At 34.3% G+C, this 11413-nt stretch carries 13 protein-coding genes; 2 read left to right on the top strand and 11 right to left on the bottom strand.

All coding sequences use genetic code 11. From position 1 onward, the window contains the following. Nucleotides 1-39 precede the first annotated feature (39 nt). Entirely contained in the window at nt 40-789 is a 750-nt protein-coding gene (locus LEM02_RS02625; RefSeq protein WP_226079610.1) for an NTP transferase domain-containing protein, read from the bottom strand. 121 nt (nt 790-910) lie between these two features. Further along, the gene (locus LEM02_RS02620; protein ID WP_226079609.1) at nt 911-3511 is read right to left on the bottom strand and encodes an ankyrin repeat domain-containing protein; all 2601 of its coding nucleotides are present in this window, start codon (nt 3509-3511) and stop codon (nt 911-913) included. A gap of 528 nt (nt 3512-4039) precedes the next feature. On the opposite strand from LEM02_RS02620, the gene LEM02_RS02615 reads away from it, so the two are divergent. After that, complete coding sequence (locus LEM02_RS02615; protein WP_226079608.1) at nt 4040-4183, top strand: hypothetical protein; 144 nt, start codon at nt 4040-4042, stop codon at nt 4181-4183. Nucleotides 4184-4384: 201 nt separating this feature from the next. Here LEM02_RS02615 and LEM02_RS02610 read toward each other — a convergent pair whose 3' ends face one another. Continuing rightward, on the bottom strand, nt 4385-5305 hold the full coding sequence (locus LEM02_RS02610; protein ID WP_226079692.1) for a patatin-like phospholipase family protein: 921 nt from the start codon (nt 5303-5305) through the stop codon (nt 4385-4387). 4 nt (nt 5306-5309) lie between these two features. After that, complete coding sequence (locus LEM02_RS02605) at nt 5310-5528, bottom strand: hypothetical protein (protein ID WP_012673232.1); 219 nt, start codon at nt 5526-5528, stop codon at nt 5310-5312. A gap of 124 nt (nt 5529-5652) precedes the next feature. On the opposite strand from LEM02_RS02605, the gene LEM02_RS02600 reads away from it, so the two are divergent. Continuing rightward, complete coding sequence (locus LEM02_RS02600; protein ID WP_208571646.1) at nt 5653-6189, top strand: ankyrin repeat domain-containing protein; 537 nt, start codon at nt 5653-5655, stop codon at nt 6187-6189. Here the strand turns inward: LEM02_RS02600 and LEM02_RS02595 are convergent. The 7 genes from LEM02_RS02595 to LEM02_RS02565 form a co-directional block, all read right to left on the bottom strand. Next, complete coding sequence (locus tag LEM02_RS02595; RefSeq protein WP_226079607.1) at nt 6155-7135, bottom strand: phage late control D family protein; 981 nt, start codon at nt 7133-7135, stop codon at nt 6155-6157. The genes LEM02_RS02600 and LEM02_RS02595 overlap by 35 nt on opposite strands. A gap of 1 nt (nt 7136) precedes the next feature. Further along, the gene (locus LEM02_RS02590; protein WP_255586148.1) at nt 7137-7310 is read right to left on the bottom strand and encodes a tail protein X; all 174 of its coding nucleotides are present in this window, start codon (nt 7308-7310) and stop codon (nt 7137-7139) included. Between the two features lie 10 nt (nt 7311-7320). After that, on the bottom strand, nt 7321-7737 hold the full coding sequence (locus tag LEM02_RS02585; protein WP_191110947.1) for a phage tail protein: 417 nt from the start codon (nt 7735-7737) through the stop codon (nt 7321-7323). A 3-nt stretch (nt 7738-7740) separates the two neighbouring features. After that, on the bottom strand, nt 7741-9912 hold the full coding sequence (locus tag LEM02_RS02580; RefSeq protein WP_226079606.1) for a phage tail tape measure protein: 2172 nt from the start codon (nt 9910-9912) through the stop codon (nt 7741-7743). 112 nt (nt 9913-10024) lie between these two features. Beyond that, nucleotides 10025-10276 (bottom strand): phage tail assembly protein, encoded by a 252-nt coding sequence (locus LEM02_RS02575; protein ID WP_015588509.1) that lies wholly within the window; start codon nt 10274-10276, stop codon nt 10025-10027. 16 nt (nt 10277-10292) lie between these two features. Continuing rightward, complete coding sequence (locus tag LEM02_RS02570; RefSeq protein ID WP_065094343.1) at nt 10293-10793, bottom strand: phage major tail tube protein; 501 nt, start codon at nt 10791-10793, stop codon at nt 10293-10295. Between the two features lie 14 nt (nt 10794-10807). Next, the coding region (locus LEM02_RS02565; protein WP_226079605.1) for a phage tail sheath family protein at nt 10808-11413 on the bottom strand (606 nt) is incomplete at its 5' end.

The following is an 11413-nucleotide window of genomic DNA, read 5'->3' as shown; positions in this document are numbered from 1 at the left end:
AATAAATGTCAACTTAAATTAATGAATAAAAAAATGTAGTTATGAAAGAAAAGTTGGCTGCCTTTTTTTTTGAAAATAGTGTTCGGCTTTAATCAAATCCTCTTTATTATTTACTCCCATTGCTTCTCTTTCATCAGAAACTACATAACCTACACTCAAGTTATTGTTTGCTGCAATGGGTACTATATCATTAAGACAATATTCATTGGTCGAATTATTAAATTTTATTTCTTTTACTAAGGTAAAGAGATCTTTAGCATATGAAGCTATTATTCCAGAGTTTGCAAGAAGCATTTTATCTCCATTTTTTAGGATTTTTTGAACATTGCCGTAATTATCAATTACTAATCTTCCATATTGTTCATCTTGACTATTGAATCCAAGAAGAACTAAATTATTATACTTTAAACAATCAGTCATTTTCATAACTGTATCGCTAGATATAAAAGGAGTGTCTCCATACTGTATTAAAACTATGTCTTGATCAGATAACTCCTCCAGATTTTCTAGAGCAATTTTAACTGCAGTGCCAGTGCCTGTAATATCTTCTTGAATTATTAGTTTTATATTGTATTGATCGATTATACTTTTTAGAGTATCAAAGTTTTCTAAATCTTTTAGAAGGGAGTTGTTAACAACAATTGATAAGCTTTTTAGACTCAGCGATTTTGCATTAGAAATTATATGTTCTAAAAGAGTAAGATTTCCCACTTGGTGTAATGCTTTTGAATATTCAGAATTCATTCTACTGCTCTTTCCTGCTGCTAATATTATCAAAATGTTACTCATACATAACTCAGGAATTGATTAGGTAGTAAGTTAATTTATAATTAGTAAGATGTAAAGTCCACTGTAATTTTTATATATTTTCTAGATCTTGGCACCCTCATTAGAGTTTCATTTAAGAGAGCTATAACTTTAAACTCTTTACTCGATTTTCTACGCTGACATCTTGTAAACTCTGATCTGGACTTTTTAATATTTCTAATAATCTACTTGCAAGGTTTGAGTGTTTATTGATTACTGCAACCTGGATTAATGACTTGTCTTGATCATTACGAGCATTTGTTACAGCTACGCGCTCATCAGGTTTTATTGCTTTCAGCTTACTGATAATTTCAACATTACCATTTTTTGCATTCTCAAACAGCTCTTCTACTAATTTCAATAGGTTAGTAATATTTTGGTCTCGAGAAAGATCAAGTGGTGCTTTACCTTCTTTATTCTTGATGTTATAAATTGCACCATGTTTTAATAAAGATTTTACAACTTCCAAGGAGCCACCTTTAGCTGCAACATGAAGTGATGTAGTACCACTAGAAGTAGTTTTAGCATTAATAAAATCACTCAATTTATTGTGGCTTACACGTTGTAACAAAGCTTCAATAATTTCTTTATGACCTTTGGAAGCAGCAGTGTGTAATGGTGTATTACCCTTGTTAGTAACTTGAGTAGCATCAGCTCCATTTGCTAGCAAGATATTTACAACTTTTATGTGCCCATTATTAACAGCATAATGTAATGGCGTTCTTCCATCCACGTTCTTCGAATCAATGATTGCTCCATCTCTAATGGAACTCTCAATTCCTAAATAATTATTATCTTCTATAGCCTTAAATAACTTCTCAACCAATTTTAGTAATTTTATTACTTCTGGGTTTCCTCTTCTTTCCGCAAAGTGTAATGGTAAAACATATCTACCTCCTTCAGCTCTAGCATTAAAGTATGCTCCGCTCATAAGTAGAGACCTAACTATATCTAAATTACCAATTTGTGCCCCTAAGTGTAAAGGCGTAGCATTTTTATCCATTTTTGCATTAACATCCGCTCCATTTATAATAAGAGTTTTAACTACCTTAGGATGACCATATTGAGCTGCAAGATGTAGGGCTGTGCCTTTATTTTGATTTTCTTTTACATTTACATCAGCACCATGTTTCAATAGAACGGTTGCTATCTGATCATAACCTTTTTCTGCTGCAAAATGTAAAGGAGTCCAATTTGTGTGATCTAAAGCATTAATATCTGCTTCCTTTTCTAAGAGCAATTCAACCACCTCTAAATGATCATGGTCTACTGCAAAGTGTAGAGGTGTAGTACTTTTAACTGTTTTAGCATTAATGTCTGCTCCTTTATCAAGCAAAGATTTAGCAACTTCTAAATTACCATCATATGCTGCACAATGTAGAGGAGTCCAACTTCTGTTATCTAGAGCATTAATATCTGCTCCATTTTCAATCAAGAAATTCATTATTTCCAAGTGATTATGTTCTGCTGCCAAATGTAGAGCTCTTCTACCATCATCCATCTTTGCATTTATATTTGCTCCTTTTGCAATTAAGCTCTCTACTATTTTTAAAGAAAAACCATTATATGCTGCATTATGTAAAGGAGTCCAATTCTGATCATCCACGGTGTTAATGTTTGCTCCATTTTTAATTAAAAAATCACTCACCTCGAAATGACTTTGCTGAATTGCTAGATGCAAAGGTGTAAAACCTTCGTTTTTTTTAGCATTAACATTGGCTTTTTTCTCTATTAGTAGCTTCACTACTTCTAAGTGACCATTCTGAGATCCTATATGTAAAGCTGTGGAATTATCGTGGTCCTTAGCATTAACATCAATTCCCCTTACGAGAAGAAGAGACTTAACTACTCCAAAGTGATTACGTTCTGCTGCTAAATGTAGAGGTGTAAGATTCTCATAATCCTTAGCATTAACATTAGATTTTGCTTTTAGTAAAATGTCTACTAACTCTAAAAAGCCATTTTGAGACGCTAAATGTAGAGGTGTAATCTTATCATCTGTTTTTGCATTAACGTTTGCTCCCGCTTCAAGCAGAACTTTAACTATATCTAACCTACCAGTTTGTGTTCCCAGATGTAAGGGTGTAATGTTTGCATCAACTTTATGATTACCTATGCCTGAAGATCCAGCGTTAATATTAGACCCTTGTGAAATAAGAGCTTTAACTACTTCGAGGTTACCATTTTGTACTGCAGAATGCAAAGGTCTTGCTCGATCATTATTTACAGCATTAACATCTAATCCCTTTTCAATAAAAACATTTACTATATCTAGATGACCATTCTCTGCTGCTAGGTGTAAAGGTGTATTAAGTTTATCTGTTTTAGTACTAAGATCTGCTCCATTTGCAATCAAGGTGTTGACTATATCTAAATATCCTTGCTGGGATGCAAAACTTAAAGGTGTAAAGCCTAGAATGGTCTTATGGTTTACATCTGCTCCATGAGCAATAAGAAAGTTAACCATCTCTAAGCGATTTTTTGCAATTGAAAAATACAGTGGCGTAAAGCCATCGTACTTAATCTCTGAATTAATATCTAAACCTTCTCCTAATAAAGTGTTGACTAAATCCAACTGACCATTTCCTGCTGCTAAATGTAGTGGTGTAAGACTAAGATGTTTCTGAATTTCATAATTTTCATTTAAAAACTCTACAAAAAATTGCAGCTGATCCAGATTATTAGATATTCTATTAGTAAACATAAAGGCCTCGCATGAAGAATTTATATAAAATATAGTATCTACAAGTTTTTAAGCAAGATAAATCTTCTTCTTAAAAAAGATACTGTAATCCAATCTGTATGCTTATAACTTCTTCATTTGATCATGAGTAGATCAGTTGTCTCAGCTGCAATAGAGACACCTGCCTTAAGTAGCTACGTCAATTTTCTCTGTTTTTGCCCCTTTTTTTTCTGATGAAGATGTCTTCATTCTTCTCAGTAGCCAACATTCTTTTTAAAGTATAATCGTTACGTGCACCAAAGCATTAATAATTATACACAATTGTGAAGAAATATTCAATCTTTTTATTGTTTTGAATGTGTTGATGAAAAAAACGTCTGTCAGAGATCATCTGAGAATTGCATTTTAGGCTTTAGATGTAGAAGGGGTCTTATCGTCTTTTTATCAATACTCTAAAAATAGGCTTAAATCGCCAAGAGATGGATATCATGAATTTAGTAGCGTAAAAACATCAAAGATACCTCATATCATAAAGTTTAATGTCAACATTTGGTAGCAACATTCCCGATTTACAAAGCAGAGTCAATAAAGGTTGCAAATAATCTACGTATGTTGGACGTTTCTGTTGATGCTATTTCTAAAATAACAGATTTATCTATTGAGGAACTTGAAAATCACGCTTCCAAAACTTAACCTGAATTAAAAGCAACATTAGTTTACTGATTTCTATACAATATATTAAAATATCAACAAAGGTAATTACATAATTAATTATCTGCATTGCTGAATGAAATTCTTGTGCTTCTGTATTCAATATATAATATTAAAAAAATATTTTAGTAAATTTATTAAAGTAGATACTAGAAACTCGCTTATTTCGTTTTTCTAGCTCAGTTATAGTTTTGGATTTTGCTTGCAGAATTTGTCTATCACTTTCTGGTTATCCTCTATCATTTTACTTGCCTCTTGCTGAAGAAATTTGATATTTTTGAGTGTAATATTGTCCATCTCAGTCGATGCTACTTTCAATTGCGATTGTATTCTTATGTATTTATCATCTATTACTTGTTCTAGTTGATAATCAACGCAATCCAATCCAGAAGCAAACATCACATTCAGTAGTGGCTTGATCCACCCTATTTTGCCAAATCTCCTTGAGTTAGCATACTTTATACTTCTATTTGTTCCACCAGTGCCTATTGATAGCAGTATAATCTCATCATTTGGAAATAATCTCTTGCCACTTGCATATGCACAAGCTGCTGGATTATTAGCAAACACTCCGCCATCTATCAACACTCTCTCTGTTTGGCTAATTTTCAGACGTTTTGGTGTGAAGTACGTTGGAGCAGCTGTTGTAGCTCTGAGTGCATCTTTCAACTTAATGTTTTTTTCTTTCCAACTTTTGAAGAAAAATTCACAACTATTGTGAATGTCATAACTGGTGAGCAGTAGATTACTTGCAACATCGGCCATAGTACTTTCACCAAAGTATTTGTTGAGAATAAATTCCATATTTCTATACGAGTACTGAGAACCACTCAGCCAAGAAGCAATTGATTTTCTCCAAAATGATGATTGAAAGATATAAGCTCCATACTCTTGGTAAAGTCCAACTAAATCATTGGCAGAGTATTGAGGTTTATTGCTTTTACAAAGTCCAGCAACAATAATCCCACCGGTTGAGGTGCCTGCCATTAAATCAAAAATCTGGGAAATTGGCTTTTTTGTCCTAGATTCAATTTCTGCTAGAATAATGGCAGGAATTATTCCTCTGATTCCACCTCCATCAACAGATAAAATATACTTTGCCACTTTTTTATTTTTGTCTCTGCTCAAGTTCATTAACTTCCTCAGCAAGGTTTTTGACCCTTTCTTCAAGGCGATAGATGATTTCTGTAGTCCTTTGATTTTGCTCTATAAATTTATCATGCATATGCACTCTTAAGTCGAGCTTAGCTAGCCACCAGATCAATGCTATTGTTTGTATCACCATAGTAGCAATTACTGCTACAGGGATCTTTCCTGTGTTTGTCATCTTTTTTAAAGGAAAAGTTGTATATATACATATACAAGATTCATCAAAAATACGTCCAAAAAATCTTTTCTAAAATAAAGTTAATTAGTTGCACTAAACAAGCGATGTAAATAATATAATCAACATGAAATCTAGCCTTTTTTGGAAATTGTTAACAAGTTCAATAATACCGATAATATGCGTTATTGTTCTGTATCAGCACTTTAGTACAGACCAATTATCAAAAGATGTGCCAATAAAAAGTAAGGCAAGTGGCAATGATCTGGAAACATTATCTACTGCAGCTGAAAAATGTAATTTAGATACTGTAAGATCCTTAATAAAAAATGTAGTAGATATCAATGCTACTCATCATTTTGGTGCAACATCATTACACTATGCTACAAGCGGAGGCTGTTTAGAAGTCGTAAAATTTCTAATTGAAGAAGGCATTGATGTAAATACTACTGATGCTTTTAGCTGGACAGCTCTGCACTATGCTGTACGAAAAGGACATCTGGAAATTGCTAAATTTCTACTGAAAAATGGAGCAAATCCTTCTGCTAAAAACAAAGATAAAAAAACTCCTTTAGATCTTGCTGTAGAGGAATTAAACAATAATAAAGAAGATATCTATGAGGAAATTATCAATTTACTTTCCAACTATCAATTATTCCCGTAACAATAGTACGATAGCCAAGGTTATCAATTACATGCTCAGCCCTATTTATTATCCATTTACCATAAACTCCTTTGCGAAATCCAGAAAGATTAATCTTTGCTTCAGCAAATAATTCAGGATTTCCTGGCATTGTGACATTGAGTGTTGCTGCATTACTCATCAGCTGATTCAACTTCGCAGATGCTGCACTTTGTGCCAAATCACTACTTGCATAAATATCTCGCAAAATATAGCTTGGTTCTTGATCACCTACTTTTTCCGTTATTGTCTCTGCTTTTTCATAATCATACCAGTAAGCAATAACCGAGCCATATTGATTACGCTCATTAAATTTTACTTTCCAATTTGTAATATCTCTAGGTGTTAAAGTAATAGTGCTTAAAGTTTTTCCGGTAACTGATTTTGCTTTTCCTTTTGAAACAAACAGTAAATATCCTCCTGCAGGTTTTGCTATTGCTCCATAAATTTGAGCAAGCCTGGTTAAAAAATGCATATCGCTCTCTGCAGTTTGATCAATATGTGATATCATGATATTTACAAACTCTGCAGCAACCTTAGCTTGATAGCCATGTTTGTCTGCAATCTTTTTTACCAAATCATTTAAGGTGATTTGATGCCACTCATTAAACACTTGTTCCTTTAATGACTCTTTTAGATCCGCTGCATGACTCTTGATTTTTAGTCCTTGTGGCGGGCCTTGTAGCGTAATTTCATTCACTATGTAATCTCCCATCGGCACAATGCCAGTTTCTTTATACCCAAGTAAAATATTTAGCTTTGCCCCAGTTCTAGGAATTTCAAATAATGAATCACGGTCATCAAGATGAATTACAGCAGTATCACTTATTACTCCAGCTTCATCAGTAATATGCATTGATACTAACCGACTTTTTATCAACTCAGTGATTAAAATTCCCTCTACTGAAATACTAAAGTCTGGTGTCATTTTAATCCCATAGTTTTACTACTTGCTTTTGTGTCTCTTTTTGAATAACAGGAAGTTTAATGATTAATCCTGCAGGAAGAAGTTCGTACTCTGAAAGCCCAGGATTAGCTCTTAACACAATCTCAACTGCTCCTGAGCTGAATCCATAGTAGTTCCAGCAGATTAAATCTAACATATCATTTTCCTTAGTTTTGTAATATATCATTATCAAGTTGTATATCATCAACTGGATTATTTAGTGATCCGTCTGACAACACGTTATCATAGTGCTTCAAACTTAAGTGAAACTCAATCTTTCTTGCTTCACCATTTGGAAAAAAATATCTCTGCGTTTCTTCTATTTTCACAATAACAAAATGGCCTAAAATGTTACCTTGGCCATCAATGAGTAAAAGAGGTTTCGATAAATTTCGCATATTATTTATTTGCCCCAGTCCTCCTGAATAGATTACTCCCGCAAGCTCAATAACGTCCTCTCCAGGACCAATACTTTGAAGTAATGGCTTTTCTCCAATACGCTCAAGTGCAGGCCAGCGATATTCATTCCTGCGTGTGAAACCTCGCTCAGTTAATGAAAATCTATATGGACCAAGAGACAGCATAATTTAATTTATATCATAAAGTGCGCCACTAAATTGCTCTCTAATTCGCTCCATTACTTCATCAGCAATGCTACGTGTATCTTGCCCAGGGGTTGAATGAATATTAATACTGAAGTGATTATTTTGAGTTTTATTCTCTACAGCTTTACTGTGTGCCGCAATGGGGTACTTAAGAGAATCACTTATAACGTTATTTACAGACTTAACTTCTAGTTTAGACTCATTTCTTTTATTCCACAGATTACTGATTGTTCTAAAGGGCTGAGTAATATTATTCCAAAATTTTCCTACCCAATCAGAAAAAGATTTCCATACAATTTTCACTGATTCCCAGATAGTAACAAAAAAGTTCTTTACCACTTGCCATTTGGTAATTATCAAAGTTGCAGCAACAGCAAGACCGCCAATAACGAGTCCCATAGGATTACTCATTAAAGCAATTGTCAATGCTTTAAATCCAACAATAATTGCTGGAAAAACTGCAGAAAGACCTATTTTTACTAAAGTAATAACAGATCCAAACATTTTCCAAGTAGACAAAAAAGCGAATAAGGAACCTTTTACAAAAGTCCAAGCATAGCCAAGAGATATAGCTGCTATTTTAATGCTAATCAACGCTGTAGTAGTACTCATGATTACTGTAGTCAATACTGGATATTCCTTGGCATAAAGTGCTACTTGTGTAGTTGCTGACCTCAGAAGATTAACAGTAAAATTTAAAGGTGGTAATAATACAGAACCAAGATTCATTCCTACTTCTGCTATTGAATTCTTAAGTAGCTGAAGATTATTTGCTGTAGTATTTGCTCTATTTTCAAACTCTCTTTGCATTGAGCCCTTATATTCCCCGTTTATTAATCGTAAAGATTTTTTGTACTCGTCAAGACTACCAATGAGTAGTGCTATATCGTCTTGATATTCAAGACCAAAGAGATCAAAAAGAACGCTAGAACGTTCTTGCTTACCTAGTTTTGCAATTGTTTCTAAAAACTTAACTAATGTGCCTTGTGCATTCTTGCCAATTGCTTTTTCAAATTCCTTAGCATTTATTTTTAGCTGCTGAAAAGCTTTTTGAAAATTGCCACCTTGCTTACTTGCTGTTTGCAACTTACTGAGCATCGCATTAATTGCTGTACCTGCTTTTTCGGGGGTCTTACCAAGACTAATGAAGCTACTTGCTAAAGCTCCCGCTTCTACTGCAGTTAAGCCAAATTGCCTTGCTGTACCACCGATTCTGTTTAATGCAGGAACAATGTCTTTAGCTTTTGCTGCAGTGTTATCAGAGATATGGTTTATTGCATCACCAATGCCTTTCATTTCACCAATTTCAATTTGATAAATATTAGAAAGTTTAGCAATAGCGTCTCCTGCTTCTTCTGCTGACATATCAAATGCAGTTGCCATTTTGGCCACAGTGTCTGTAAAAGTCGTAAGATCTTTAGCTTTAATACCAAGTTGACCACCACTTGCAGTAATTTGCGCAAGTTCTGCCGCAGATAGCGGAATTGTACGCGACATTTCCTTTAATGTTTCCCCAAGTTTTGTTAAGCCATTTACATCTGTATCTTCAAACTTTACAACTTTCTTTACATCAGCCATGGCACTCTCAAAACTAATTGCAGCCTTAAGTGGTGCTGCAAGGGTGAGGCCAAGTGCCACAGCATCCATCATTTGAGCTTTGAAATTTGCTCTTTGTGCTAAAACTCCTTTACGTTTTTGCATTACGGAATTTAAAGCTGTATAGTTATTTTTAAGCTTTTCAATAGAAGAGCCAAGTTTAACTTGATCTCCAATAAGAGATTTTATATCTCTACCACTTTTACTGAACTCCGTGCGTAAATGGTGGAGAGCACTTCTTTTTTGTAAATAAGCTGTTTTAGCTTTCAGCGCTGCAGTTTTAGACCTTGTAAACTCGTTTTGCAGGCTCTTACTTGGTGCTCCTGTATTTTTTATCTGCTGAGCAAGAGATTTTGTTTTTATTTCTAGTTCATTCCAAGAACGCCTAGCAAGCAGAGCATCGTGGCTTAATTGTTTAAACTTGAATACTGATTTACTTGATGATTCAAGTTGTTTTATCGTACTACCAATACGAGAAAGTTGCTTCGTGCTACCTGCTATCGTACTATTAAAACTGCTTTGCAGTGTTGCTCCAATTACTATAGAAATTGCCTTCATTTGTATAATTTTCCGCTACTTTCAAACCAAGTAATAAATTCTTCAATATCCATATCAAGCCACTGATTGATTCCACCACCAACCATTGAGCTAAGTGATAATATGCTCAACCTCAATTCTTCTGCTGAGACAAAAAACCTTGTAACGTTTCTTGAATCTTATTGTAGTCTGCTAAATCAAATTCTTCTACTGCTTCTCTTGAAATACTTGCAAGATTTGCAATCAGTGCTACTTCTTTCTCTGCATCGCTATTACCCATACGTTCAACAGCTAAACGATCTCGAACTTTTGGACGGCGTAGAGTTAGCTCTGAAACTAAAATTCCATCGATTTTTATTGGTTCAGTTAATTTAATTTTTTGCATTGTTTTACCCTTTTAGTTAAATTCCTAAAGCTGTGCGCATAGAAGTCATTTGATCAACACCATCGATCTTGCGAATCATATTCTCAGCGTCAATTTCAATCAATTCTCTGCCATCAATGGTAAGCTTATAATAGTTGGCAGCAATTATACATTTTAGTGTTGCTTTTTCAGCAGCCTTCCAGTTACCAAAATCAAGTTCCTTAAAGAGCCCTCTTAAGTTAATTACTACTGATTCGGCATCACTACTTCCCTGCAAACCTCCTCTTAAAGTAAGAGAAACAGCATTATTGTTTATCAATCCGAAAAGTCTAAAGAGCTCAGAGTCATATTCAGAAAAAGTGAAATCTGCTTCAAGCTTTTCCATGCCCATATCAATATTTATTGGAATATCCATACCACCAGCTCTGTATTCTTCTGTTTTTATGGTAAGTTTTGGCAAGGTTACTTCATCTATTTTTCCTGCATAGCCACGACCATCAACAAATACGTTAAAATTCTTTAGGATCTTTGGTAACATCTCTCTTTCTCCTTTTACAATATTGCGCCACTCACAAGGTGTGACCTGAAAGTAATCTGTTCAGCTGGATATGGTGGCGTGAACTCAAAATCAAAAGACACTTTTCCGCTTGCAATATTTGTTGGTGTATTGAGCTCTGGAGTTGCATAACATTTTCCGCTAATAATCGCCCCTTGCGCTTTTAAATTTGCAAGATAAGAATTTACCCCCTCAATCACATCATCTATATAAGTTTTGGTAATATTGCGATCAACTGCCCATAAATGAGCTCGAAGTAGACTATCGTTGATTAAATCTGCAGTCCTTCTCACTGACAAAAAAGCCCATTTTGAGTCATTTGAACATGTTCTATTTCCCCAAAGCCTATAGCCATTTTGATGAATTATCGTTGTTACTTCATTTTCATTTAAATGGTTTGCTCTACAATTTGTATTACCGAGCGTAAAATCAATAGGCCTGCTTGTTCCAACAATACCATTTATTTCTTTATTTGAAGGTGAGTGCCAGAAGCCTTGCTCGCTGTCTATCTTAGCTATTAAACCAGCTACAAATGGACTCGATGGCAAGATTTTTTCTTTTCCTTCAATAAATAACTTAATCCATGGGTCAACTACGTAAAC

The organism is Wolbachia endosymbiont of Tribolium confusum, assembly GCF_020405475.1.
In the GTDB taxonomy this organism is placed as follows: Bacteria; Pseudomonadota; Alphaproteobacteria; order Rickettsiales; family Anaplasmataceae; genus Wolbachia.
Note: the sequence above shows the minus strand (reverse complement) of the source record. Positions and strands in the feature narration are given on the sequence as shown.

Excerpts from the sequence above, each read along its gene's own strand:
- LEM02_RS02605 (WP_012673232.1), bottom strand. The coding sequence starts at position 5,528 with ATGACAAACACAGGAAAGATCCCTGTAGCAGTAATTGCTACTATGGTG.
- LEM02_RS02620 (WP_226079609.1), bottom strand. The coding sequence starts at position 3,511 with ATGTTTACTAATAGAATATCTAATAATCTGGATCAGCTGCAATTTTTT.
- LEM02_RS02580 (WP_226079606.1), bottom strand. The coding sequence starts at position 9,912 with ATGAAGGCAATTTCTATAGTAATTGGAGCAACACTGCAAAGCAGTTTT.
- LEM02_RS02600 (WP_208571646.1), top strand. The coding sequence starts at position 5,653 with ATGAAATCTAGCCTTTTTTGGAAATTGTTAACAAGTTCAATAATACCG.
- LEM02_RS02575 (WP_015588509.1), bottom strand. The coding sequence starts at position 10,276 with ATGCAAAAAATTAAATTAACTGAACCAATAAAAATCGATGGAATTTTA.
- LEM02_RS02595 (WP_226079607.1), bottom strand. The coding sequence starts at position 7,135 with ATGACACCAGACTTTAGTATTTCAGTAGAGGGAATTTTAATCACTGAG.
- LEM02_RS02570 (WP_065094343.1), bottom strand. The coding sequence starts at position 10,793 with ATGTTACCAAAGATCCTAAAGAATTTTAACGTATTTGTTGATGGTCGT.
- LEM02_RS02585 (WP_191110947.1), bottom strand. The coding sequence starts at position 7,737 with ATGCTGTCTCTTGGTCCATATAGATTTTCATTAACTGAGCGAGGTTTC.
- LEM02_RS02590 (WP_255586148.1), bottom strand. The coding sequence starts at position 7,310 with ATGTTAGATTTAATCTGCTGGAACTACTATGGATTCAGCTCAGGAGCA.
- LEM02_RS02625 (WP_226079610.1), bottom strand. The coding sequence starts at position 789 with ATGAGTAACATTTTGATAATATTAGCAGCAGGAAAGAGCAGTAGAATG.